The organism is Salinibacter altiplanensis, from assembly GCF_002894645.1.
GTDB lineage: Bacteria > Bacteroidota > Rhodothermia > Rhodothermales > Salinibacteraceae > Salinibacter > Salinibacter altiplanensis.
The window spans coordinates 294,734-319,696 of the sequence record NZ_NCQY01000020.1 but is presented as its reverse complement, the minus strand read 5'-3'; the positions used below and the strand labels follow the sequence as shown (position 1 = coordinate 319,696).

The following is a 24,963-nucleotide window of genomic DNA, read 5'->3' as shown; positions in this document are numbered from 1 at the left end:
GTGAAAAGCAGCACGGAGCCCACCCCCACCTGCCTTCAGTCGACGAACAGATCTACAAACCCAAATGCATCTCCGTCAAAGAGGCCCTGGTCGCTGAGCTTGAGGCTCGGAATGACGAGCAGGGCCGTGAACGAGAGCGTCATGAACGGCGCGTCCATCGGGCTGCCCAATTCCGCCTGCACGTAGGTACTGAGGCGCGTGTAGCGCCGGGCCACCGCGTCGTATGGGTCGTTGCTCATGAGCCCGGCGATGGGCAGCGGCAGTGCTCGACCGCTGTCGTCGTCGTTCCCCACCGCGCTGATCCCCCCGTCCTCCTGCACCACCGCGTTGACGGCGCGGGCCAGCGCCTCGTCACTGGTGCCCACCGCCACGACATTGTGCGAGTCGTGGGCGACACTGGAGGCGAGGGCCCCATGGTCGAGCCCGAAGCCCCGGATGAAGGCGACGGAAGGCGCACGCTCTCCAGTGTACCGGTTGACCACCGCGAGCTTGAGCACATCGCGGTTCGGGTCCGCCACGGCCCGCCCGTCCTCAACCGGCGTCGCCACGACCTCTTCCCCTGTCACCAACTGATTGTCGGCGGCCGTGATCACGCGCAGGCGGTCGCCCGCCACCGCCACCCGAAAGTTCTCCGGCGCCACCGGCTCCGCGTCAAAGCGGTTGACGACCGCAGAGTCCACACGTTCGATGTTCGTCTTCCCCGCCTCGGCAACAAGCTCTCCTTCGACGTACGTCCGCTGCACAGTCAGCGCATCCAGGTCGTCGACCACGATGAGGTCGGCGGGATCGCCCTCACGCAGCAGCCCCACGTCCAGCCCGTAGTGCTCCACCGGGTGCACGCACGCAGCGCGGAGCACGTCGAACCGGTCGTAGCCACGGGCGAGGGCCCGACGCACGAGGCCGTCGATGTGTCCGTCCGCGAGGGCATCCGGGTGCCGGTCGTCGCTGCAGAACATGAGCCGCTCCGGCGCCTCGTCCATCAGCGGAATCAGCTCGTCGAAGTTCCGGGCGGCCGAGCCCTCGCGAATCGCGATCTTCATGCCCGCCTCCAATTTCTCGCGGGCCTCTTCGATCGAGATGCTCTCGTGGTCCGTCTCGATGCCCGCCGCAGCGTACTGCTCCACGTCGTCGCCGCGTATGCCCGGCGCGTGGCCGTCCACCGGCTTGTCACGCACCTGCGCGGCCCGAATTTTCGCCAGCACGTCCGGGTCCCCGCCGATGGCGCCCGGATAGTCCATCACCTCGCTGAGGTAGGACACGTCGTCGCGGCCCAGCAAGTCCGACACCGCGTCCGGCCCCAGTGCCGCCCCGCTCGTCTCAGCGGGCGTGGCCGGGACGCACGACGGAGCGCCGAACGCAAAGTGAAACGACACGGAGCGACCGTCATCGATCATGTACTCGACCCCGTCCACGCCAAGCACGTTGGCGATCTCATGCGGGTCGCTCACCGTGCCCACGGTCCCGTGCGTGACGGCCGCCCGGGCAAACTCCGACGGCGGCAGCATCGCGCTCTCGACGTGGACGTGGGCGTCGATGAACCCCGGCAGCAGATACCGATCCGGCGCCTCTTCGGTCGGCTCGATGCGATCGATCGTGCCGTTCTGAACGTACACGGTGGCCGGCCGAATCTCGCGGGCATGCAGGTCGACGAGGCGACCGGCGACGGAAAAGGACTTGGGCATGCAAACGATGGGAGAATCAAACAAGTACGGCGGAAGGGCCAACATACGGAGGGACGGGCAGAGCATCGAGGAGCGTCTGTCGGCCCGCAGGTGAATCGGGGGACGCCGTTCGTCCGGCCGGAACGAGTCAGGGGCCTCTAGCAACAGAGGCCCCGACTACGGCGTCGGGTGTCCACAGCCGGCGTGGAGGTCGCCATCGAGGGTGACCGTGACCGTATGGCTGAACAGCCGCCCACTCATGGGATCCGTACAATATTGGGGAGTGGCCACAACGCGCACCGGGCCGCGGTCCGTGTCGGCCTCATAGACGATGCGCCCGCCGTCCGTTTCCTCGTCGAACTGCGATGTCGTCACCTCGTGCTGTGCGTAGGCCCAGGCGAAGCGGAGGCGATCCTCGGTCACCTCCACGATCCATCCCGGCTCCTGTCCGGTTGCCCGAAACCGCAGGCCTGGATGCCGGTCGTCTTCTCGCCGCTTGGGCGTTGGGGCGAGGGTGCAGTCCTGGAAACACCGCCCATCGATCTCGACGGTGGCCCTGCGTCCCTTGCTCCACAGCCAAGCGCCATCTCCTTCGTACTTGGCCCCACTGGCCGCCCGTACTGATCTGAGGCGGCGCGTGTCTCCTCCAAACGACGCAGGGACCCGCAACACCAGCACGTTGGGACGAACGAGCGCCCGAAACGTCCCCCCGTCTCCGTCCGCCCGTGTACACTGCACGACAAACCGCCGCGCCGGGGCGTCCTCCTCGTTCGTCAGGGGCATCTCCGTGGCGTCCTGAGACGCCTGGCCCCCGCCACACCCACCGCCGAGCAGGACGATCTCCAGCAATGCGCTTCCCACGACATACCGGAGGCCTTTCCATCCGGCGCTCATTTCCTTCCCTCGAAGCATGCAGAAAAGACCGTGCGTTGAGTACGTGTCGGGGGACCCTGTGCCGACAGAACGGGAAGCATTTCCCTACACCTGCTCTTCCGGGTCAGATCTGCGGTCCTCAAACACCACATCCGCCACCGCCTGGAGCGAGGGCGCCACCTCGGGCACGGGATGCGACCGGGCCATCACCTCGGCCAGCGGCCCGGGCACGTCGACCTCGTGCCCTACGAGCGGCTCCACCCCCTCCGGAAACTTGGCCGGGTGCGCCGTGGCCACCAAGATCCACTCGTGCTTGTCGTCGGGATCACGGTGCTCGCGAACCTCGACCGCCGTCGCCGTGTGGGGATCCCACACCGTGTCCCACGCCTCGGGGCCGCGGCGGAGTTGCCGTCTGATCTGGTCGTCGGTCACGCGCTCGGCACCCATCGCGTCCCGTAACGCCTCGGCCGAGGACCAGTGGTGGCGCAGGCGTTCCATGTTGCTGGGATTGCCCACGTCCATCGCCGTCGCGAGAGTTTCCTGCGTCTCAAACGCCTCGTAGTCGCCGGTTTCCAGGTAGTGCGTGACGGGGCGATTCTCGTTCGTCGCAAAGATAACCTCTCCAATCGGCAGCCCGCACTCGCGGGCATAGAGGCAGGCGAGCCCGTTGCCCAGGTTGCCGGACGGCACGATCACGTTGGGGCACGTGCCATGGGAGCGCCAGTGCTGAAGGCTCGCGTAGGCGTAGTACGTCATCTGCGGCAGCAGGCGCCCGATGTTGATGCTGTTGGCGGAGGAGAGGCGCAGGCGTTCCTGCCAGGTGTCCTCCTGAAACGCCTCTTTCACGAGCATCTGGCAGTCGTCGAACACGCCACGGACGGCTACGGTCTGTACGTTGTCGCTCCACCCGGTGAGCTGTCTCTCCTGCCGGGCGGACACCTTGCCCTTCGGGTAGAGGACGACGACCTCGACGTTGGGCTTCTTCCAGAAGGCCGCCGCCACAGCTGCGCCGGTGTCGCCGGAGGTGGCCACGAGGATGGTGAGGGGCCGGTCGGCCTCTTCGTTGAGTCGGGCGAGACTGTCGGCCAGGAAGCGCGCGCCCACGTCCTTGAACGCCGCCGTAGGGCCGTGAAAAAGTTCGAGGATGCTCGTCTGTCGGCCGATCTCGCGCAGCGGCACGGGGAAGCCGTACATTGCCTCGCAGATTTCGGGCAGGGCCTCCGCCAGCACGTCCCCATCCACAAACGGGCGAAGGAGCCGCTCCGCCACCGCCTCAATCGTCTCGCATCCGTCGAAGGCCTCCGGGCTGAGGTCCGGAAAGTGCTCCGGCACGTAGAGGCCTCCGTCCGGCGCCAGGCCATTCTGCAGTGCCGTGGACAGGGAGACGCGATGGTCGGGCGTGCGGGTGCTCAGGTACTGCACAGCAGGAAGGCGTAAAGGAGATGTGTGTGCGGAACGTCAATGTTGAACCACTTCAACATAGGAAAGACGGCCCCTAACAGCAGGCAGCAGCCTGCGGGGACAGGCCCCCAACGTTTAATTTTCAAATTTGATGCGATCTCTCTCGGGTTCGTCGCCGGGGAGCGGGGCGGCACGCCTGGGCGCTTCAGATGCGCACAGGGGTCCAACGAGAAAGCGGCCGTTGCCACAGGGCAAGGGCCGCTCTCCATCCAAACACAATGTGCAGAAGCCCTCGCCCGTGTCGACGAGGCGTCCCGAGCGTCGCTACTTGTTCTGGGAGTTCGGGTTTTGCTGCATCTGCGACTGCTGCTCCTTCATTTGCGCCTTCATGGCCTGCTGCACCTGCTTCTTCAACGTGGAGTCTGACTGGGCCGACCGCATGATGCGACGAAACATCTGAGGGTCCATGTTCTCCTTCTGCGACTGCTGCTGCATCATCTTCATCTGCTGCTTTCGCATCTGCATCTGCTGGCGTTTCATCTCACGCCGGGCGTTGGCCTTCTGCGTGGAGTCCATCTCCTGCGGGTTGCCGTACTTCTCCTTCATCTGCTTCCGCATCTTCATCTGCTGCGCCCGCATGGAAGACTGCACGGCCGCGGCGATGCGGGCCGCCTTATCAATTTGCTCCTGGCTTACCTCGGAGGCCGAGAGGGTGGTCGTGTCCGGCTGCTGAGGCATCTGGCCGAACGCGGGGGCGGTGACGGCAAAGGCGAGGGCAAGCAGGCCGATGCACGACGACTGAAACAAGCGTTGTAGCATAAGAATGGGTCGTAATGGAAAGAGCATAGAGGAAGAAGGCCGAACCGGGGCCTCCATGGAGGAAGCCGTGTGTACGACTCCGAAAAGACCAGGGCCGATCAGTGTGTTTCGTGACCCGGCAAGGGTCCCTCGACCTTTGCACAACTGGATTGCCCAATGCAAACGGGCCTCCGGACGGGATTATTCTTGAAGCCCCCGGAAAGTCTTTGTCGAGGCAGAAGACCGGGGCCCTTCGCAAAGCAAAAGCGGCCTCCACCAATCGTGAAGGCCGCCTTGGAGAGTCGGGGCAGCCGGATTTGAACCGGCGACCTCGTCGACCCGAACGACGCGCGCTGCCGGACTGCGCCATGCCCCGTGGAGAATGTTCGAATGCGTTATAGGGCCGATGCGGAGTCGAGATCCAGAATGGCCGCCCCGACCATAGGGGCTGAGCCTCTTCTGAAGAGGAGTTCAACGGTTATCCACACTCGATCTTGGGGTGCAGGGCCCGGTCGGGGGGGCATCACATCCCAAACTCTTCGTACATCTCGTCGATGAGGTCGGCGTTTCGCTCCCTGATGACGCTGCGACGGAGCTTGAGGGTGGGCGTGAGCGTGCCCTCTTCGACGGAGAACGGCTCTTCGAGGAGGCGGAAGTTGCGAATTTTCTCGTGGGCCGCCGCGTCTCGGTTGTACGCCGTGAAGATGTCCCCAAACAGGGCCTGCGCCGCGTCGTGCCCCAGCAACTCTGCGTCGTTACAGGTGGTCTCATCGAATCCTTCGTCTCGGGCGCGCATCCGGAGCGACTCGAAGTTGGGCACCACCAGGGCCGCGAGGAACGGGCGTCCCTCCCCCACCACGACGATCTGGTTGATCCACCCTTTGGTCTTGAACGTCTCTTCGATCGGACCGGGATATACGTTCTTTCCCCCTTCCGTGACGATCATGTGCTTGATCCGATCCGTAATTTTGAGGTAGCCCTCATCGAAGCGCCCCACGTCGCCGGTGTGGTACCAGCCGTCTGGATCGAAGGCCGCCCGGGTCTCTTCGGGCTGGTTCCAGTATTCCTTCATCACGTTCGGGCCCTTCACCAGGATCTCTCCCTCTGGGGTGGAGAGGGACGTGGGGTAGTCGCTGCCGCTAATCGCTCCGACCGGCGCGGTCTCTTCCAGCGGCTGAATGGCGACCGTCACGCCGGGCATGATGTGTCCCACGGTGCCGTAGCGGGGGGTGTCCATAGGATTGATTGTAAGGACAGGGGCCGTCTCCGTGAGGCCGTAGCCCTCAATAATGGTCACGCCCGCGGCCTGGAAGAAGGTGCCAATCTCTTCGGGCAGCGCCGCCCCTCCCGAGACGGCAAACCGAAGATTCCCGCCGAGCTTTTCGTGCAGCTTGGAAAAGACGAGCCGGTGGGCCACCGCCCGCTGCCCTCGCAGCAGCAGGCTCGGCCCGGCGCCGTTCGACCGCTGGGCCTCTGCGTACCGCTGCCCCACGTCCACCGCCCAGTCGAAGAGCTTTTGCGTGAGGCTCCCCCCCTCGCTGGCCTGTTTCTTGACGCGCGTGTACACCTTCTCGAACATGCGCGGCACCGAGATCATGAGGGTCGGCCGTACCTCCTGCAGGTTCTGGCTGACCGCCTCGATGCTCTCCGCGTAGCTGATGGTGGCCCCGGCGGCAAGCACGGCCGTGTGGCCGGCCGTCCGCTCGAAGGCGTGCGAGAGGGGCAAAAACGACAGGTGATGATCGTCTTCGCCGAAGGGAACGCGCTGCAAGGCCCCCTTCACATTGGAGCAGAAGTTGCGATTGGTGAGCACGACGCCCTTCGGCTGGCCGGTGGTGCCGCTCGTGTAGATGAGGGCGCTCGGGTCTTCGGGCGCAATCGCCTCCGCAATTGCTGTAAGCTCCTCCTCGTGTGTGGACCAGTAGTCGCGGCCCGTCGCCAGGGCATCGTCCCAGTGCGTCATGGGCACGGGCGGGTCGTCTGCGGTCTCGCTCATCACGACCACCTCGTCGAGCTCGGGGCACGTGTCCGCGATCTCCTCAATCTTCTTGCGCTGGACAGGCACGGACACGATGCACACTTTCGCCCCCGCATCGCGGAGGATGTGGGCCACCTTCGACGGGGGCAGGGACGTGTAGATCGAAACGTTGGCCGCCCCAATGAGCTGCGCACCCAGGTCACTGACGGCCCACTCTGGGCGATTCTCCGAGAGCAGGGCCACCCGGTCGCCCGTGCGCACGCCCTGCCGGTGCAGATAGCCGGCCAGCGCCTGCACCCGATCCTGGAAGCCCTCCCAGGTGATCTCCTGCCACCCCTCGCCCCGCACCTTGTGCCGGAGCACAGGCCGCTCTCGCCCTCGATACCGGGCACAGAGGCGACGAAACAGCTGGGGAATGGTATCGAACTCGACCTGCGCGGGCATGAGCCTGGAGCGACCTGTGCGAAAAGCACGAGCACGCAGCCCCTACCTACAAGCCCAGGGGCTGTTTCTGAGAACCGTGGGGCCAGTCACGCATCCACCCCCACAACATTTTCGACGGACGCGTACCCGTCGTCGCGGAGCCGCGCCACGAGCCCTTTCTTAATCCGCTGCACGAGCCCGGGCCCCTCATAGACGAGCGCCGTGTAGAGCTGCACGAGCGAGGCCCCCGCTCGGATCTTGGTGTAGGCGGACGCCGCATCGTGCACCCCTCCAACGCCGATGATGGGAATCTCGCCGTCGGTCGCCCGGTACAGGTACTGCACGAGGCGCGTCGCTCGTGCCTCCAGCGGCGGCCCACTGAGCCCGCCCGCTCCGATCTCTTCGAGCCGATCGGCGGACGTCTGCACGCCCTTCCGGTCCGAGGCCGTGTTCGTCGCGATGAAGCCGTCTATGTCGTGGGCCGTCGCCACCGCCAGAATTTCTTCCAGTCGCGTGTCGAACCGAACGCGATCACTGAAGGGCGGACTCAGCTTGACCAGGACGGGCACCGCCAGCCCCGGCGCCTTTTGCTCCGCCATGATGGCGTCGAGCAGGGTGTCGAGGGCCGCCGGGTCCTCGAAGGTGCCCCCGTCTGGTGTATTCGGACACGACACGTTGAGGGTGACATAGTCCGCCTGTCCCACCAGGTGCCGAAAGCTCGTCCGAAAGTCCTCCAGGGCCGCCTCTCCCATAATGTCGGGATCGTGGGTCTTGGCCAGGTTGATGCCGAGGGGCCGCGTCCGGGCGGCCCGTCTCTGTTCCAGCCGCTCGGCGACGGCCTCCGCCCCGTCATTGTTGAGGCCCAGGCGGTTGATGAGGGCCCGGTCTTTGGGCAGCCGGAAGGCGCGCGGGGTCGGGTTGCCCGGGGCAGGCCGGGCGCTCACGGACCCCACCTCCACAAATCCAAACCCAACGGCCTCCCAAAAGGGCACCGCCCGGGCATTTTTGTCGGCGCCGGCGGCCAGCCCTACGGGATTGGGGAAGGTGTTCCCCCAGAGGCGCTGCCTGAGCCGCTCGTCCTCGAACTGGTATTGCGACGCCACGAGGGGCAAAGCCGTGCGCTGTGCCACCCGGGCCGCCCACAGGCTCGCCGTGTGCGCCCACTCGGGACTCAACCGAAACAGAAGCGGCCGAAGAAGATGGTACATACGAACTTAGTGTCGTCGGGCAGGAGGAGGACACGCCAATTGCTCCTTCCATTGGACCCGTACTCGGGACGCTTCGTTTCTCCACGGCCTGCAAGGTTCTGATTGATCACCGCGCTGCCTCTGTGCCTCTTCCCTTCTATCAGGTCGATGCATTCGCCGCCACTCCGTTCACCGGAAATCCCGCCGCCGTGTGCCTCCTCCAAGGCGACCGCGACGCCGACTGGATGCAGGGGGTGGCCGCCGAAATGAACCTGTCGGAGACGGCCTTCTTGGCCCCCCAGGACGACGAGGCCACCTACCGGTTGCGCTGGTTCACGCCCACCGACGAGGTCGCCTTGTGCGGCCACGCGACCCTCGCCAGCGCACACGCGCTCTGGACGCACGAGCAGGCATCCTCGGAGGCCCCGCTTCACTTCGAGACCGCAAGTGGGCGCCTGACCACACGGCGCGACGACGGATGGATCTGGATGGACGTTCCGACCGACCCGGTGGCCCCCACCGACCCGCCCGCTCCACTCCTCGATGCCCTTGGTGGCACGCCCCCGAAAGAGGTTGGATGGAGCGGACGCGACTACCTCGTTCGCCTGCCGGACGCAGACGCCGTGCGCGCCCTGCAGCCCGTCTTTTCATCCCTGAACGCCCTCGAGGAGGCGCGTGGGACGATCGTGACCGCTCCGGCCCCGGCCGACGAGGTCGACTTCGTGTCGCGCTTCTTTGCCCCACAGGTGGGCGTCCCTGAGGACCCCGTAACGGGCTCGGCCCACTGCGCCCTCGGCCCGTACTGGGCCGCCCGGACGGGGCACACTACGCTCACCGGGCGGCAGGTGTCGGCGCGCGGGGGCACCGTCCGGGTGCGTCTCGACGCGCCGGACGCAGAGCGGGTGACGCTCGGGGGCCAGGCCGTCACCGTCGTTGAGGGCCGTCTCAACGCATGATTGTCCATCGGCCTACCATCCGGGCCGCAGGATGAGCCCGAAGTCCCAATTCTTGGTGCGCTGGAACGTGCGGGCGTAAAACGCCTCCATGACGATCGCGCCCAGCACATTCACGCGTGCCGAGACCCCCGCACTGGTCACGGGCTCGGCCGACACGGAGCTCTCTGAAGTGCCCGCCCCCAGCCGCCCATTCGCGCCCGTCCCAATCGTGTTTGAGGAAAACGACAACTCCGTCAGGTCTTCGCTCGTCCACGCCACACCGGCGTCGGCAAAGAGCACAAGGTCGGTCGGCAGGTACTCGAAGGTCGAGAGGCTCAGGACCTCCGGGCCCAGCAGCGGGAGGCGCACCTCGGCGCTGCCGAGTGCCATTCGGGTTCCGAGAAGTCGTCCCACGTCACAGGCAGAGGTTTGCTGCCGACACTTCGGCTCCTCGAAGATCGAGTTGAAGCTATAGCCCCGCACGAAGCCCGACTGGTAGGGGTCGCCGAGCGTCTCGCGGACGAAGCTGTCCGTCAGCCCCCCACTAAACTCGCCCGCCCCGTAGTTGCCGCGGTGCAGGCCCCGCACCGCAAACGTGACCGGCTCACGATAGAAGTAGCGCCGGTAGTCCGCCAGCACCGACACGAAGTTTCGGGACCCGAACTGGGGCGTCACCTGGAAGCGGTAGCGCCCGCCCTGCAAGGGGGACGTCAACCCCGAGCTGGAAAAGTCGCCGACGTACGCGAGGCTGGCCCGCCCGAAGTAGATGGGATCACGAACCGTACCGCCGTCGATCTCCTGGGACTGTCCGAATTGACGGACGGTCTGGCTAAATCCGTACCGCGTGCCCCCGAGGCCCAGCTCGAGCCGATTCGTTTGGGAGAGCGGGTAGCTCGTTTGCACCCCCGCCTGCGTTCGGAAAATTCGCTGCACAACCTGCACGACGCCTCCGTTGCGTGTGCGCCCGACCTGCCCGAAGGCCGACGACTGGTGCGAGAGCCCCACGCCGTAGTTGAGTCGGTTCTCTTGGTTGGAGTAGGAGACGCCCCCCCCAATGTCCTTGATCGTCCCGTTCGCCTGCACGAAGACGCTCAGGTTGCGGTGCCCAAGCATATCGCTAAACAGGAAGCCGATCCCCCCCGCCACCTGGGTGCCAACGGGCCCACCGACGGAGGCGCCCACCGAGGGCGGCACAATCCGGTCAAGGTACAGCCGGTCGCTGGCCTTCGACGTTTGGGTAGAGTCCACGTCCTTCAGTCCTGTCGACGGGTCCTCCAGGTAGCTGCCCACCAGCCCCTCGCCCTTCGGCTGCACGGGAGGGAGCAGCGCCGCGGTACTGGCGTCCTCCTCTGGCGTCATCCGCTCACCTTTCGTCTCCTCCGGCGAGAGCCCCACGATGGAGTAGCCCCCGTTCGAGAAGACCGAGAACATCATCCGCCCGCTCCGCCGGGCCACCGACAGGGTGGGGGAGAGGGCCGTGATGCCGCTCACACCGGTCTGCAGCTCCGTAACACGGTAGGTGGCCTCCTCGTCTAGGTCGTAGCGGTACACGTCCTTGAACCCGTCCTGGTCGGCGACGAAGTAGATGCTGCGGCCGTCCGGGCTGAACTGCGGATTGTGCTGCATGCCCTCAAAGAAGGGCCGGAGCGTCCGCATCTCCCTGGACTCGACATCGATCAGCCCAATGCGTTCTTCCGCGTATTCGAGCGTCTCAAAGTTTGTACCGTTCGGTCCGCGGTCGGTCGTGAACGCGAGGGTCTCCCCGTCCGGCGACCACGTCGGCTGCAGGGCCGCGTACCGGTCGTTGGTGAGCTGGCGCACGCTTTTCTGCTCCAGGTCGTAGACGTACAGGTCACTCAGTCCGCCCTCCAGCCCCGAAAAGGCGATGGACTGCCCGTCGGGAGACCAGGCCAAGTTGTGGATCGCGCCGATGTCTTCCACCGCCGTGCGCGTCTTGATTTCGCCGGTCTGGACGTTAAAGGTATTGATCTCGTTGCGGCCGTCCGCAAACGTGATGAACGCAAACCGCCGCCCGCCGGGCGACCACGCCCCCGCCGAGTTGATAAACCGGAGCGCATCGAAGCGTGGATTCGACCGGGTGCCCTCCAGTTCCTGCACAATCTCGCCGGTCTCCGCGTCGGCAACGAAGAGGTTGGTGTTGAAGAGATTGCGACGCGAAATGAAGGACACGTAGCGCCCGTCCGGGCTCACCGCCGGAGAAATGTTAAGCTGATTGTCGCCGCCCGGCTCTCCAATGACCGCCGTGCCCACCGAGTCGACCGGCGTTCGGTCCTCGGTGCTCGGCAGGAACGCGTCGCGGGTGGACTGCTTCCACTCCTCCGACAGCGAGTCCGCCGTGATGCCGAGCGTGTAGACGAAGGCCGAGTCGAGCCCCACCCGGCCGCTCATTTTGTAGAGGTCGGTGACGGTGGCGTCGCCGTACTTGCCGCCGATGTAGGCCATGTACGCTTGGCCGTAGCGGTAGGGAAAGTAGGACTGCTGATCGCGCGTGAGCTGCCGGATGGTGGGCAGGTCCTCACGCACAGCCGCGTCCCGCATCCACATCGCGGTGTGGGAGTCCTGCCGCCCCACCGAGAGGTACTCGGCCATGCCCTCGATGAACCACAGCGGCAGGTTGCGAAGCGAAAACCCCTCGTTGTCTTTGCGCAGGGCAATGTCGTACTGGAAAGAGTGGACCAGCTCGTGCCCGAGCACGTGATCGGTTTCCCCGTAGCTTCCCGTGAGCGGCATGATGACGCGCTCCTTAATGCTCTCCGTCACCCCGCCGGTCCCTTGTCCCAGCTGCCCACGCACAGCGTTGGTCTGCTGAAAGTCAGGACTGTTGGCGTAGAAGATCAGCGGCTTCTTCTCTTGGAACTCGCGGAGGAAGGTGCGGGAGTGGCGATCGTACCATCGCTCCGCCATTCGGGCCGCGTCCTCAACGGCCTGCCGCTCCTTCGGATAGAAGTAGATGTCAAACTGGTCCGTCTCGAAGGACTGGAAGTCAAACTGTTCGTACTGGACCTTATTCTGTCCAAAGTACTGGGCCGACGCCGGCCCCACGGCCCCAATCATCGAGGCAACCGAAAGGGCAACAAAAGCGTAGGAGAAACGGGCAAGAAATCGCTGCATGGCGGCCAAGGACATCAACGAGGCTTTACGAAACCTACACCCGAACCGGGGCCCCAGGTGTATTGGTTAGGATGGGGAAGGGTTCGATCGTTACGCCCCCGAAATGGGAACGCACGCGGAACGGAACTTGCTGTCCCCAAACACTGGTGTCTGTGTTTTCTTTACCAACGCCCAGCTTTTGGCCGGGATGCCTGTCTGGGAAGCGGTGCGCTCAAGGTCCGCCTTCTCCAGGAACTAAAACCTTTCGATAGGAACGAGGGTCCACCGCGGATGGAACGAGGCTGTTTGCTCTCGCACCGGCACAGGACCTGTGGACCTATGTTGTTCCCCTCGCCGTTTGGAAGGCGATTTTAGACAGCAGCCCAGCCCTTCTACCATCGCTGCCCTGCGCACACCTGTTCTTCCCACTGCACCCGCATGGATGAGTATCGCACCCGGGTCCGGATCTACGCCGGGGTTGTCGTGTTTCTTTTCCTTCTTCTCGGGCTTCGTCTGGTGCAGTTGCAGGGCTTCAACGGAGCCACCGAGGGCGGCACGCCCCCCGGCAGTGCCGTGCGGGAGCAGTCGGTGGAGGCGGCCCGAGGGGCCATGTACGCCCGGGACAGCACACTCCTGGTCGACAACCGGCCCACCTACACGATCCTGCTGACGCCCCGGTACTTCGATGCGTCGAAGGGCCCGCTACTGGCCGATTTGCTGGGCGTGGCCGACTCGACGGTGCGCCGCCGATTGCGGGAGGCACGTGACCGAAATGCCTTTCGTCCTACCCCCTCGTTCCGGGAGGTCTCGTTTGATACGTTCAGCCGCGTGCAGGAGCACCTCTACGAGCTTCCCGGCGTATCGTACGACGTGGAGCTGCGGCGGCGCTACCACACGGCCGCCCGGGCGGCCCACGCCCTCGGCTACGTCCACGAAATTGATCGCCAGACGCTGTCCGGCATGCCCACCGGCTACCGGGCGGGGGACCGCGTCGGGCGCACGGGGGTGGAGCACGCCTACGAGTCGATGATGCGGGGCGACCGGGGTCACGAAATGGTGCTCGTCAATGTGCACGGAACGGAGGTCCGGCAGTACCAGAATGGCACCATGGACACCCCCCCGGTGGGCGGCCACGACCTGCACCTGACCCTCGACCACGAGGTGCAGGCCCTTGCCGAATCGCTCTTCGTGGGCAAGCGCGGCGCGGCCGTCGCCCTCGACCCCGACACCGGCGGCATCCTGTCCCTCGTCAGCACGCCGGACTTCGACCCGTCCTTGTTTGCCCGGTCGGTGACCACGGCGGCCTGGGACAGCCTCCGCTCGGACCCGCGCGACCCGCTTTACAACCGCGCCACCCAAAGCGGCTATCCCCCGGGCTCTACCTGGAAGCCATTCATGGCCCTCGTCGCCCTCGAAACCGGGATGCTCACTGCTTCGGAACGCATGGACTGTCCGCCGAGCTACCGGATCGGGCGACGGGCGTTCAAAAACCATGACGGGCAAGACGAGGGGCGCATCACCGTGGCAAAGGCCCTGGAGGTGTCGTGCAACACCTTCTTCTACCAGGTCATGGAAGAGATGACCCTGGCCACCTGGCACGATTGGGCCTTGGAATTTGGGTTCGGACAGGAGGTGCCCCTCGACGAATTCCGGCAAGAAAGAGGGCTCGTCCCCGATTCCTCCTACTTCGACCGCATGTACGGCCGCTGGACGGACGGCTATACCATCAACCTCGGCATCGGCCAGGGCGACATGTCCGTGACGCCGCTCCAACTGGCCCGGTACGCGGCGGCCCTCGGAAACGGCGGCCGCCTCCCCCCTCCCCACTTCGTCCGCAAGGCCGTTCATCCCGAAACGGGCGCGTCTCAGCGCCCGGAGCTTCCGCCCCCGGATCCAATCCCGGTCGATCCGTCGCACTTTGGGGTCGTGCAGGAGGGCATGCATCGCGTCATGACCGACGGCACCGGCCAATGGGTCCAGATCCCCAACATCCCCAGCGCCGGCAAAACGGGCACGGCCCAGAACCCACACGGCGAGGATCACTCACTGTTTATCATGTTTGCGCCGTACGACGACCCCGAGATCGCCCTTGCGGTGGTCGTCGAAAATGCGGGCTACGGGGCCACCGCCGCGGCCCCCATCGCGAGCCTGATGGCCGAAAAGTACCTGACGGGAACGATTGCGGACACGTGGGAGCGGCAATACTGGAAACGGCGCCTGCGCGAGGAAGTGCGTAGCACCCCGGAGGAAAAGCCCCCGTCTTCCCCATCCTCTTCCCAGCCGACACCCGCCGTGCAAACCGCCCCCCAGTCTACCGCCCCGACGCCCCCTGACTCCTCCCGCCCCAGCGCCTCATCGCCGAGCGATCGTCCATGAAAGCTCCGAGCTGGAAACTGGATCCCTGGACCCTGCTGCTATGGATCGGGCTCGTGGCCGTCAGCCTCGTGGCCCTCTACAGCATCACCCACGGCCCAGCGGCCGAGTACATCGGCCAGGGCGCCCAGAGCAACTTCGCTCGCCAGTTCCTGTGGATCGGCGTGTCGACCGTGGGGATTGGGGGGACCCTCCTGCTGCCCGTCCGTTTTTTGCGGTACGCGGCCTACCCGATCTACGCCGCGACGCTCGTCCTCCTTGTGCTGTCTCTCGTGATGGGGGTGGAGGTGCACGGCACCCGCGCATGGCTCGCCCTCGGTCCGCTGCGGCTACAGGTGTCGGAGCTGGCGAAGGTCGGGACGGTCCTCGCCGTGGCACAGCTCTTGTCCGAGCGCCACACCCGAGCTGGACAGGACCTGCGGTTTGCTCTGAAGGCCGCGGCCCTGATCGTCGTCCCGGCCGTGCTCGTCATCCTGCAAAACGACCTGGGCACCGCCCTCGTCTTTCTTGGCCTCGTGCCCATCATGCTCTTCTGGAGCGGCTTGTCCCTCTCTGTTCTGCTGCTCATGATCTCGCCCCCCATTGCGGGCTACCTCGCACTCGTGTCTACCCCGGCCGCCCTCGCGTTTGCCGTCCTGCTCACGGGCGGGCTCTGGATGTATTCCGGCCGACGCTCCATCGCCGTCCTGGCGGCCACCTTTACCGCCGGCATCACCGCCGTCGTCTCGTTTGTGCTCCGCAAGGTCCTGCAGCCCTATCAAGTGGAGCGGCTGTTGTCGTTTACGAACCCGGAGGCCGAACAATTTCGGCAGGGCGTGGGCTTTCACCTCGTACAGTCGAAGGCAGCCCTCTCTTCCGGCGGGCTCTGGGGAACCGGATTCATGCAGGGGCCCCAGACGCAGGGCGCCTACGTGCCGGAGCAGACGACCGACTTTATCTTCAGCGTCGTCGCCGAAGAGTTTGGCCTCGTGGGATCGCTGCTCGTGTTGGGCCTGCTGGCCGTCCTCCTGCTGCGGTTGATCAAACTGGGAGCAGACGTCAAACACCCGTTCGGCAGCATCGTGGCTGCGGGGGCCGTGGGGGTTTACCTGATCCACATCTTCATCAACATCGGCATGGTCACCGGCATGCTGCCCGTCATCGGGCTTCCGCTGCCGTTCCTCTCGTACGGGGGCTCGGCCATGCTCGCGAACACGGCCCTGCTGGCCATCGTCCTCAACACCCACATGCGACGCGAGGACCTCTCGATCTACGGATACTGATCTCTTCAAGCCCCACACAAACGTCCACGAGGACCAGGCCCCCATTGGGTTCGTCCCTGCGGCCGTCGCGTTTGCCGTGATGTTGGGGAGCCTGTCCCCCGCATCGCCAAGCGCTCCCCCCGGAGGAAAACACCGCTCGTTCCCCCCCGGGCACGAGGGGATGGTGGAGGGGCCGCGCCGCTACCGGGCAACCACCTCGTCCGTCTCGGGCGCCGGGGCCTGAGGGTCCCCATCCGTCGTGAACTCCGGGTACGCCTCGATGTCGTGCTCCATGCGATCGAGCCCGACCGTCTCCTTCTTCCCGTTGAGGCGAAGGCCAATCGCGGCGTCGACGCCCGAGAAGACGAGGTAGCTCACGGGAAAGGTCCACAGGAACGCCGCCGCCACGCCCACGAACTGCACGCCCACCTGCGACAAGCTGAAGCCGGCGGAGTTGAACAGGCCCGCGGCGATGGTCCCCCACGCCCCGGCCAGCCCGTGCACGGCAATGGCCCCCACCGGGTCGTCGACGTACCATTCCAGTGCGCGGGTGCCGTAAACCACCACGGCGCCCGCGATGGCCCCCGTGAGGAGGGCGTACGGCGGCGTGAGGGCCGCGCACCCCGCGGTGATGCCGACCAGGCCGCCGAGCACGCCGTTCAGCGTCATCGTGGCGTCCGGTGTGCCGCCGTCGATCCAGGTGATGGTCATGGCCGCCACCGCCCCGGCCCCCGCCGCGACGAACGTGTTCATGGCAATCTTGGCGATCGCGGGGGACCCGGCCGTCGTGGAGCCCGCGTTAAAGCCGAACCACCCGAGCCACAGGATGAACACGCCGAGTGCCGCCAGGGGAAGGCTGTGCCCCGGAATGCTGCGCGGCGTGCCGTCGTCCGCGTACTTGCCGACTCGGGGCCCCACGACCAACGCGCCGGCCAGCGCCGCCCAGCCGCCGACGCTGTGGACGACCGTCGACCCGGCAAAGTCGATGAAGCCGAGCGCCTCCAGCCAGCCGCTTCCGTTGAAGAGGCCGCCCCACGCCCAGGCCCCGAACACCGGATAGATGAGCCCCGTGATGGTGACGGAGAAGATCAGGTAGCCGCTGAACTTGATGCGTTCGGCGACTGCCCCGGAGACGATGGTGGCCGCCGTGGCCGCAAAGACCGCCTGGAAGAAGTAGAAGGCATAGACCCAGGTCTGCGGCTGGTCGCCCGTGCCGGTGAGGAAGAAGCCGTCGGTGCCGATGAGGCCGCCCCAGGAGGGGCCGAACATCAGCCCAAAACCGACCGCGAAGAAGACCAGCGCCCCGGCCGAGGCGTCCATCACATTCTTCATGATGATGTTCACCGCGTTCTTCGCCCGCGAGAAGCCGGACTCCAGCAGCGCAAAGCCCGCCTGCATGAAGAAGACCAGCGCCGCGGCGAGGATCGTCCAGACGTAGTTCAGATTCGTCTGCGTCTGCCCCGCCGATTGCAGCGTCTCGGCAACGTTTGTGGGATCCGAGGCCGGCATGGCGTCGACCCCGATGGGAACGAGCAGAAGCCCAACGACGGAAAGAAGGAGAGGGCGTTTTCGCATCCCGAAGAGAAGTATTTTTTGTAATGGGCGACGATTACGCCATTTACTCTACCAATACTCCCCTAAAACCACAAAAAGTCGGCCTGTATAAAAGCGCTCCCACTAGACCCGAACCCGCTTCCGATCATTCATTTAACAGGATCACCACATTTCAGAATCTCTCGTGCGAATGAGACGGCCGCCCGACATCGTCACTCTGCCGCCGGCTCTGGCTGTCCCGAAGAGATTCCGTCGCCCGATTCGCCCACGGGGGCCGTCTTCTCTGCGTCGGTCTGCGCGGTTCGGGTGCGCTCCAGTTCCTCCCGCAGATAGGCAGACGTGTGCGTGTCGGCCTCGGCCAGGGCCTCGGGCCGGCCCTCAAACAGGATCTCTCCCCCCTCACGCCCGCCGTCAGGACCGAGGTCGATCACGTGGTCGGCCTGCTTGATGACGTCCATGTTGTGCTCGATGACCATCACGGTGTTGCCCTCATCGACGAGCCCGTGCAGGACGTTGAGGAGATGACGCACGTCCTCGAAGTGCATCCCGGTAGTCGGCTCGTCGAGAATGTAGAGCGTGTCGCCGGTGCCGGGGCGAGAAAGCTCCTTCGACAGCTTCACGCGCTGCGCCTCCCCGCCACTGAGCGTGGTGGACGACTGGCCGAGGGTGAGGTAGCCGAGGCCCACCGCGTCGAGCGTCTTCAGCGCGCGGACGAGGCGCGGCTGGTTTTCGAAGAAGTCGACCGCCTCCGCGACGGTCATGTCCAGCACCTCGGCGATGTTCTTGCCCTTATACTCCACCTCCAGCGTCTCGGGCCCGTAGCGCCGACCGTCGCACTCGTCGCAGGTGACGTCCACGTCCGGGAGGAAATTCATCTCCAGCGTGACCGTGCCGGTGCCCCCGCACTTGTCGCAGCGGCCGGGGTCCGTGTTGAAGCTGAAACGGCTCTTGGTGTAGCCGCGGATCTCGGCCTCCGGCAGCTGGGCAAAGAGGTCCCGCAGGTAGTCCATCAACTTCGTGTAGGTGGCCGCGTTGGAGCGTGGCGTGCGGCCGATGGGCTGCTGGTCGATCTCGATGACCTTGTCGACGTGGTCGATGCCCTCGACGCGGTCGTAGGGCAGCGGCACCGTCTTGGCGTTGTGGTGGTGCCGGTGTAGAATCGGAAAGAGCGTCTGGTTGACGAGGGTCGACTTGCCGGAGCCGCTGACCCCGGTGACGCAGGTCAATGTGCCCAGCGGGACGTCCACGTCCTCTCCCTTCAGGTTGTGGCCCGTGGCCCCCTTCAACGTGATCGACTCGCCGGTGCCGTCGCGGCGCGTATCGGGCAGCGGGATGACGCGCTCGCCCTGCAGGTAGGCGGCGGTAAAGCTCTCAAAGTCGTAGTGGTCGCTGTCGTAGTCCGCGGCGCGCTCGGCCACCTGCTGGCGCGCCACGCCATTGTCTTCGATCTCGTGCTCGGCCGTACGGTTGGTCGCCGCCCCGTTGGGCTGTTCCGCCGGATCGACCGTCAGGACGGACGGCGGGCCCGTGGTGATGACGTGCCCCCCGTGGACGCCGGCCCCCGGGCCGAGGTCGACCACGTGATCGGCGGCCTCAATCATGTCGCGATCGTGCTCCACCACCACCACCGAGTTGCCGAGGTCGCGTAGGCTTTCGAGGCTCTCGATAAGGCGGTCGTTGTCGCGCGGGTGCAGGCCGATGGTCGGCTCGTCGAGGACGTAAAGGACACCGGTGAGCTGCGTGCCCACCTGCGTGGCAAGACGGATCCGCTGGCTCTCGCCCCCGCTGAGGGTGCGGGCCGGGCGGTCGAGCGTGAGGTAGCCCACGCCCACCCCGATGAGGAAGTCGAGCCGCTCGCGCACCTCCTTTACGATCGGCGCCCCGATGCGCGTTTGTCGCTCGGTATCGAACGGGACCTCCTCCACGAAGTCGCGGAGCTGGGTGAGGTCCATCTGCGCCAGGTCGGCGATCGACCGGTCGCCGATGCGGTAGTGAAGGCTCTCGTCCTTGAGGCGCCCGCCGCCGCACGCCGGGCAGTCCATCTCGCGCATGAACGACTCGGCCCGCCGCCGCTTCTTCGACGAGCTCGTTTCCTCGTAGGTGTGCCAGATGTGGTCGTAGAGGCCGTCGAAGCGGTGCTTGTACTGCACCTCACGCCCCTTGTAGCCGTATTCGATCTCGAACTGCTCGTCGCCGGCCCCCTCCAGGATGACCGCCCGCTGCTCGTCGCTCAGGGCCTCGATCGGGGTGTCGAAGTCGAACCCGTATGCCTCTGCGACCGCCTCCAGCTGGTTGAAGATCCAGATGTCGCGCGGCTCCCCAAGCGGGGCCAGCGCGCCCTCGTCGATCGTCTTCTCCGGGTGGGGAACGACGAGGTGCGGGGCAATTTTCTTCGCCGTGCCCAGGCCTTCGCACTCCGAGCACGCGCCGTACGGCGTGTTGAACGAAAACATGTTGGGCGAGGGCTCCTCGTAGGACAGGCCCGTCTCGGGATCGACGAGGTCGCGGCTGAAAAGGTGGTCCCCCGTCTCTACGCCCGCCGGCCCATCGACCACGTCCGTGATGAGCGTGCCGCCCCCCATCTCCAGGGCGGTCTCGACGGACTGGCCCACCCGCGAGCGGATGCCGTCCTTGATGGCGAGGCGGTCGATGACCACCTCCACGTCGTGCGTCTCGTATCGCTCCAGCTTCATGTCCTCCTCGTAAACGCGCATCGTGCCGTCCACGCGAAACCGCTCAAAGCCCTGCGCGGAGGTCTGCTCGAAGAGCTCGCGGTAGTGGCCCTTGCGCCCCCGGACCACCGGCGCCAGGATCTGCAGGCGGGTGCCCTCCGGAAAGTCGAGAATCCCGTCCACAATCTCGTCGTCGCTCTGCTGCCGCATCCGGGTGCCCGTCTCGTAGGAGTAGGCCGTGGCGGCCCGGGCGTAGAGCAGGCGCAGGAAGTCGTACACCTCCGTGACGGTCCCGACCGTGGAGCGCGGGTTGCCGGAGACGGTCTTCTGCTCGATGGAGATCACCGGCGAGAGGCCGTCGACGTAGTCGATCTCGGGCCGCTCCATCATCTCCAGAAACTGACGGGCGTAGGCGCTCAGGCTCTCCATGTAGCGCCGCTGGCCCTCGGCAAAGATCGTGTCGAACGCGAGGCTCGACTTGCCGGACCCCGACAGGCCGGTCACCACGACGAGCCGGTTGCGGGGAATGTCGAGGTCGATGGCCTGCAGGTTGTTCTCGCGCGCACCGCGAAGGGTGATGTGCTCGGGCATGCGGGGACGGACCGTTTTCGTGGAAGGGGAAACTCCAATCTATAGACCTCGGCGCCCCCTCAAAATCCGTATTTTGTATTGCGGGAATCGTAGCGCGTGAGGGGCCGAAGGCCATAGAGAAAGTTACACCATTGGGGCGAGTGGGCGTTTCGCAATGGGCTGGGGGTGCTGCGGGCTGGGACGGAGATGTTGCGGGGGCGTTGCGGATCGACGCTCGATGAGTCCGACCGCAGGATTGGCCCGAAACGCACGATCGGCGCCGCCCACGCCACAGGAACTCCTCGTCCGCGCCGCGCCGCCGTGCGGCCAAACGGCGGGAACGTGAACGTGCCGATCTCGAAGCAGTGCGGCCCAAACGGGATGCCCACCCGTCACGGCCCGTGTAGACGCTGCCAAAGAGGCCCCAGAGGAGGATGCCGGGGATGCGCACGAAGATTTGGGAGGAAAGAAGCGCACGGCAACACGCGAGAGCAGGACCGGCACCTATGGAAAAGTCAGCCGCGCCCCACGGGATCACAGGAGATCGTTCGGCCCGGCCCGCTCCACGGGGCCATGATCGGGGCATTGTTCGTGGAGACGCGTCCGAAACGCAGAGACGGACGGGACAGAGTCTGGACGAACCAGGTGGGCCGGGCAGGTACAGTCCGACGCTCCAAAGCCGTCGACCGGCACCGTGGCCTCGGCACGCGACCGAAGCACCTCGGCCCACGTGCACTCGCGGCGCTTGGCATCGTGGGTGTACCAGACGACCTCCAGGGTCGTGACGGCGCGGAGGTAGTCGACGTGCCAGTGCAGCGCCCCGTCGCCCTGCGCATGCCGCCCCACCCGGGCCTGCAGCCCGCCCGGGCCGAAGGCGCTGCCTACGTAGATGTAGACGCCGGGCCGGATCGGCATCACGGACAGGGCCCCTATCTCAGTCTCACCGGCCTCGTCGGCCCGCAAGAGAAGCGCGTACGTTCCGGGCGCGTCCGTCATCGGGCGGAGGGGATCGTCGCGTCCGTCTTCCAGAACGCAATGCCGCCCGCCTGCGGCCCGACCTCCACCGAGGCGACCCGCTCATTCGTGCGGAGGTCAAACACGTCGACCGCGCCCGGGTCGTCCCCCTTTCCCTCCGCCGAGACAAACGCGTAGCGGCTGTCCGGGGAGATCACGACACCGTGCGTGACGGACTGCGTATTTGGCAGGCGGGCCGCCCGCTCGCCGGTCTCCAGGTTCCAGATGCCCGTCTCGCCGGTGCCCTTGTACGAGACGACGAGCGTCGAGCCATCCGGCGACACCTCCAGATTGTACGGCGCGGTCCCTTCTCCGGTCTGCAATCGCTGCGTCACCGCCCAGTCGTCCCGGTTCACCACGGCCACCTCGTCGGTCCCATTGTGGGCCACGTACGCCAGCGGCCGCGAGGGATGGGGGTCCACCCACGTCGGCTTTGGGGCCCCCTCACCGGTCGTGAGGGTGCGCGTAACCTGGCCCGTCAGCGCGTCGATCTCGTAGAGCGTGCCGTCCATCATGCCCACCGAGTAGTGCGTGCGGCCGTCCGGCGCAAAGCGGGAGCCGTGCGGCATAATGCCGGTCTTCACCTTGTCCATCTCCGTCATCGTCTCCGGATCGACCACGGAGACGGTGCCCGGGGTTGGCTCGCCGTGCAGGTTGAAGTTCACGACGTGGAGCAGGCCGGTGGACGGGGCGACCTCCATCGTGGCCGGAAACATGCCGACGTGCGCGGTGTCGACCTTCGCGTTCGTGCCGGCCTCGTACTTGGCGACGCGCCCGTAGGGCTTGCCGTGGGCGATGGACACGAACCAGTGCTCTCCGTCCGGCGCCACCGTCATGCCGTGCGCCCCTTCCGTCTCCGGCGCGATGTAGCCGACGGGGACGGTTTCCTCAACGGTCGCCGATTCGGTGTCTGCGTTGAACCGCACCAGGGCCACCTCGTCGGCCGACTCCGACGCGACGTAGGCGTAGTAGTTTTGCCCACGCGCGGGGACGGCGGTCAAGACACTCAGGACGGCGACCCAGAAGAGAAGGCGGCAGGTGTCCATGATAAACGAGGGGGCGGGGAGTGAGGATCGCACGGTTCGGATGCACGACATCACGCGTCGCTCGTCATGCGTTACTCGTCACGCGTCAATTCGACCGCCCAGAGGCCCGAGTTCCAGTCGGAGAAGAAGATGTGGCCCTTATGCGGCTGCGGGCCCCACGTCATGGCGGCGTTGGGAATGCGGCCCTCCAGGTCGTGCGGCTTGAAGTGCGCGATCTCGCGGCCCTGCTCGTAGAGGTTGCCCTTCAGGTCGCCAGAGAGATCCACCACGCGCAGCCCGGCGTTGTAGTAGGCGACGTACAGCGTGTCGCCGTCCACCCAGTAGTTGTGCGAGCCGGCCTCCGGCACGCGGTAGCGCGCCTCTTCAGACGGGGCCTGCGGGTCGGACACGTCAACGAAGTGGAGCCAGCCGTCCGGGATGGTCGGCTCATTCTCGGTGTTCAAGCCGTTGGGGAACGCTTCGTCCCCCGCGACGACCCAGTCTTTGCCGGTTTCCGGGTCGTCGTACGGAAAGGCCGCATGGTTCCAGCCGCTCGGGTAGGCGTACCGCCCAATCTCGACGGGATTCGAGGGCGACCCGCCCTTCACGCCGTTGCCCACGTCCACCATCACGATCCCATCGTCCCAGTTTGAGGAGTACGCGATGCCGTCCTCCACCCACACGTCGTGAATGGAGTGGCCCGGCGTCTCCAGCTCGAAGTCAGTGACCCGCCTCGGGTGGGCGCGATCCTCGATGTTGATGATCTCGTAGCGGCGGCCGTTGCTGAGGGCGTAGACGTGGTCCTCGTAGATGAACAGGTTGTGGACGCCCCCGGTGAGGCGGTTCGTGTACTCGGTGACGATCGACACGTCGGTGGGGTCCGAGCAGTCGAGGAGGACCATTCCGTTCTTCCGGTCGGACGCGCCCTCCCGGCTGATGATGCAGGTGCGCCCGTCCTCACTGACCTTGACGTCGTTAACGGTACGGGCGTCAACGGTGACCGTGTCGACGGGGGTGATGTCGGAGGGATCGGTCACGTCCCAGAAGTACGCCTCGCCATCCCCGCCCCAGGTGCCCGTGAGGGCGTAGTCGCGGCCGTCCGGCGCCTCCCACACCCAGAGGTCGGACGTGTGGACGTTCGACACGCGGGCGTGGTCGACGACCTCAATGGAGCCCGGGAGGTCGCGCGGCGTGACCGTGACGGTGTGAGTGGCAGTGTGCGCCCCACTCGTGGCGACGACGGTGTACTGCCCGGCGTCCTCCGCCACGAAGCGCCCGTTGGGGCCAATCTCAGCGGCCGCGCCCGGCGCAATGTCTTCGGTCTGGCCCGTGCGCACGGCGTACCGGATCGGGACATCCCCCACCGCGGTGCCCGCCTCGCTGCGGGCCGTCGCCGCAAAGTCGAGCACGTCGCCGGTGCGGGCCGAGTCCGCCCCGCCGCTCAGGTCGAGGGACGCGACCGGATTCTCCACCACCTCGACGGTCGTCGTCCCCTCGTGGCCCTCAGCCTGAGCCGTGAGTGTGACGGTGCCAGGGGCGGCGCCGTGGACGCGACGCAGCCGGTCAACTGTAGCGACGCCCGGGTCCTCGCTTTTCACCTCGACGGCCACGTCGTCGCGGACCCGTCCGTTCGTCGCCCGCGCCTCCACAGTGAGGGGCACCGTCGTCCCGGCATACATTTGCGCCGGCGCCTCGGCGAACGCCACCTCCCCCACCGCCGCCTGGCGCACCGTGATTGACACCCGCTGTACGATCCGGTCCCGATTGGCGGTGCCGGGACGCAGGGCGATAATTTCGTGGGTCCCGGGCTCGTTGGCCGTCACCTCTCCGCCCCGCGTCGCCGGAGCCGCATTGCCGTTGCGGGACAGAAAGACCACGGTGGTATCCCGCCGCCGCTCGCCATCGGGCCCAACGTAGAAGGCCCTCAGCTGCTGGCTCTCGCCGACCTGAAGGGTCGGGCTGGACGGGTCGATGTCGAGCGACTGTCCTAGGACGGGCGTGACGGCAAACACGAGCCCCGCAAGGGCCCAGAGTCCCACCGGGAGAAGGGGACGGGACGATGTGAAGACGTGGAGCATGAGACGATCGGAAGAGGGATTGGAACTAGATTCACAATCCCTTTCCACAGGCCCCATTCCTCCAGGTTT

The 24,963-nt window shown here is 66.1% G+C and carries 15 protein-coding genes and 1 tRNA gene; 3 read left to right on the top strand and 13 right to left on the bottom strand.

What is annotated here, in order from left to right; translation table 11 throughout:
- Window positions 1-35: 35 nt before the first annotated feature.
- From ade to B7R93_RS08810, 7 genes are all read right to left on the bottom strand, one after another.
- A complete protein-coding gene (gene ade, locus B7R93_RS08840; protein WP_103020647.1) occupies window positions 36-1,682 on the bottom strand; it encodes an adenine deaminase in 1,647 nt (548 codons plus the stop codon).
- A gap of 156 nt (window positions 1,683-1,838) precedes the next feature.
- Window positions 1,839-2,573 (bottom strand): COG3650 family protein, encoded by a 735-nt coding sequence (locus B7R93_RS08835; RefSeq protein ID WP_232798227.1) that lies wholly within the window; start codon window positions 2,571-2,573, stop codon window positions 1,839-1,841.
- Window positions 2,574-2,639: 66 nt separating this feature from the next.
- Complete coding sequence (thrC, locus tag B7R93_RS08830; protein ID WP_232798226.1) at window positions 2,640-3,956, bottom strand: threonine synthase; 1,317 nt, start codon at window positions 3,954-3,956, stop codon at window positions 2,640-2,642.
- 303 nt (window positions 3,957-4,259) lie between these two features.
- A complete protein-coding gene (locus B7R93_RS08825; RefSeq protein WP_103020408.1) occupies window positions 4,260-4,754 on the bottom strand; it encodes a hypothetical protein in 495 nt (164 codons plus the stop codon).
- Window positions 4,755-5,035: 281 nt separating this feature from the next.
- Window positions 5,036-5,109: transfer RNA gene (locus B7R93_RS08820), tRNA-Pro, on the bottom strand.
- 147 nt (window positions 5,110-5,256) lie between these two features.
- Window positions 5,257-7,155, bottom strand: coding sequence for an AMP-dependent synthetase/ligase (locus tag B7R93_RS08815; protein ID WP_103020407.1), 1,899 nt, complete (start codon window positions 7,153-7,155; stop codon window positions 5,257-5,259).
- Window positions 7,156-7,241: 86 nt separating this feature from the next.
- The gene (locus B7R93_RS08810) at window positions 7,242-8,342 is read right to left on the bottom strand and encodes a quinone-dependent dihydroorotate dehydrogenase (protein ID WP_103020406.1); all 1,101 of its coding nucleotides are present in this window, start codon (window positions 8,340-8,342) and stop codon (window positions 7,242-7,244) included.
- A 122-nt stretch (window positions 8,343-8,464) separates the two neighbouring features.
- Here B7R93_RS08810 and B7R93_RS08805 point away from each other — a divergent pair, with 122 nt between their 5' ends.
- A complete protein-coding gene (locus tag B7R93_RS08805) occupies window positions 8,465-9,277 on the top strand; it encodes a PhzF family phenazine biosynthesis protein (protein ID WP_103020405.1) in 813 nt (270 codons plus the stop codon).
- Between the two features lie 12 nt (window positions 9,278-9,289).
- Here the strand turns inward: B7R93_RS08805 and B7R93_RS08800 are convergent, their stop codons facing one another.
- Window positions 9,290-12,388 (bottom strand): basic secretory protein-like protein, encoded by a 3,099-nt coding sequence (locus tag B7R93_RS08800; protein ID WP_232798225.1) that lies wholly within the window; start codon window positions 12,386-12,388, stop codon window positions 9,290-9,292.
- Window positions 12,389-12,805: 417 nt separating this feature from the next.
- On the opposite strand from B7R93_RS08800, the gene mrdA reads away from it, so the two are divergent.
- Together mrdA and rodA are read left to right on the top strand one after the other, a co-directional pair.
- The gene (gene mrdA, locus B7R93_RS08795; protein WP_103020404.1) at window positions 12,806-14,743 is read left to right on the top strand and encodes a penicillin-binding protein 2; all 1,938 of its coding nucleotides are present in this window, start codon (window positions 12,806-12,808) and stop codon (window positions 14,741-14,743) included.
- On the top strand, window positions 14,740-16,002 hold the full coding sequence (gene rodA / locus B7R93_RS08790; protein ID WP_103020403.1) for a rod shape-determining protein RodA: 1,263 nt from the start codon (window positions 14,740-14,742) through the stop codon (window positions 16,000-16,002). The genes mrdA and rodA overlap by 4 nt, the downstream gene beginning before the upstream one ends.
- A 180-nt stretch (window positions 16,003-16,182) precedes the next feature.
- Here the strand turns inward: rodA and B7R93_RS08785 are convergent, their stop codons facing one another.
- From B7R93_RS08785 to B7R93_RS08765, 5 genes are all read right to left on the bottom strand, one after another.
- The gene (locus B7R93_RS08785; protein WP_103020402.1) at window positions 16,183-17,556 is read right to left on the bottom strand and encodes an ammonium transporter; all 1,374 of its coding nucleotides are present in this window, start codon (window positions 17,554-17,556) and stop codon (window positions 16,183-16,185) included.
- Window positions 17,557-17,747: 191 nt separating this feature from the next.
- Window positions 17,748-20,798, bottom strand: coding sequence for an excinuclease ABC subunit UvrA (locus B7R93_RS08780; RefSeq protein ID WP_103020401.1), 3,051 nt, complete (start codon window positions 20,796-20,798; stop codon window positions 17,748-17,750).
- Window positions 20,799-21,311: 513 nt separating this feature from the next.
- Complete coding sequence (locus B7R93_RS08775; RefSeq protein ID WP_103020400.1) at window positions 21,312-21,773, bottom strand: GIY-YIG nuclease family protein; 462 nt, start codon at window positions 21,771-21,773, stop codon at window positions 21,312-21,314.
- On the bottom strand, window positions 21,770-22,870 hold the full coding sequence (locus tag B7R93_RS08770; protein ID WP_232798224.1) for a YncE family protein: 1,101 nt from the start codon (window positions 22,868-22,870) through the stop codon (window positions 21,770-21,772). Before B7R93_RS08770 ends, B7R93_RS08775 begins: the two co-directional genes overlap by 4 nt.
- Before the next feature lie 38 nt (window positions 22,871-22,908).
- Window positions 22,909-24,894, bottom strand: a complete 1,986-nt coding sequence (locus tag B7R93_RS08765) for an Ig-like domain-containing protein (protein ID WP_103020398.1) — start codon at window positions 24,892-24,894, stop codon at window positions 22,909-22,911.
- Window positions 24,895-24,963 lie beyond the last annotated feature (69 nt).

What these genes read in the sequence shown, in the direction of transcription:
- B7R93_RS08785 (WP_103020402.1), bottom strand. Translation starts at nt 17,556, where the DNA reads ATGCGAAAACGCCCTCTCCTTCTTTCCGTCGTTGGGCTTCTGCTCGTT.
- ade (WP_103020647.1), bottom strand. Translation starts at nt 1,682, where the DNA reads ATGCCCAAGTCCTTTTCCGTCGCCGGTCGCCTCGTCGACCTGCATGCC.
- B7R93_RS08810 (WP_103020406.1), bottom strand. Translation starts at nt 8,342, where the DNA reads ATGTACCATCTTCTTCGGCCGCTTCTGTTTCGGTTGAGTCCCGAGTGG.
- B7R93_RS08765 (WP_103020398.1), bottom strand. Translation starts at nt 24,894, where the DNA reads ATGCTCCACGTCTTCACATCGTCCCGTCCCCTTCTCCCGGTGGGACTC.
- B7R93_RS08835 (WP_232798227.1), bottom strand. Translation starts at nt 2,573, where the DNA reads ATGCTTCGAGGGAAGGAAATGAGCGCCGGATGGAAAGGCCTCCGGTAT.
- B7R93_RS08775 (WP_103020400.1), bottom strand. Translation starts at nt 21,773, where the DNA reads ATGACGGACGCGCCCGGAACGTACGCGCTTCTCTTGCGGGCCGACGAG.
- B7R93_RS08815 (WP_103020407.1), bottom strand. Translation starts at nt 7,155, where the DNA reads ATGCCCGCGCAGGTCGAGTTCGATACCATTCCCCAGCTGTTTCGTCGC.
- rodA (WP_103020403.1), top strand. Translation starts at nt 14,740, where the DNA reads ATGAAAGCTCCGAGCTGGAAACTGGATCCCTGGACCCTGCTGCTATGG.
- B7R93_RS08780 (WP_103020401.1), bottom strand. Translation starts at nt 20,798, where the DNA reads ATGCCCGAGCACATCACCCTTCGCGGTGCGCGCGAGAACAACCTGCAG.
- B7R93_RS08825 (WP_103020408.1), bottom strand. Translation starts at nt 4,754, where the DNA reads ATGCTACAACGCTTGTTTCAGTCGTCGTGCATCGGCCTGCTTGCCCTC.
- mrdA (WP_103020404.1), top strand. Translation starts at nt 12,806, where the DNA reads ATGGATGAGTATCGCACCCGGGTCCGGATCTACGCCGGGGTTGTCGTG.
- B7R93_RS08800 (WP_232798225.1), bottom strand. Translation starts at nt 12,388, where the DNA reads ATGCAGCGATTTCTTGCCCGTTTCTCCTACGCTTTTGTTGCCCTTTCG.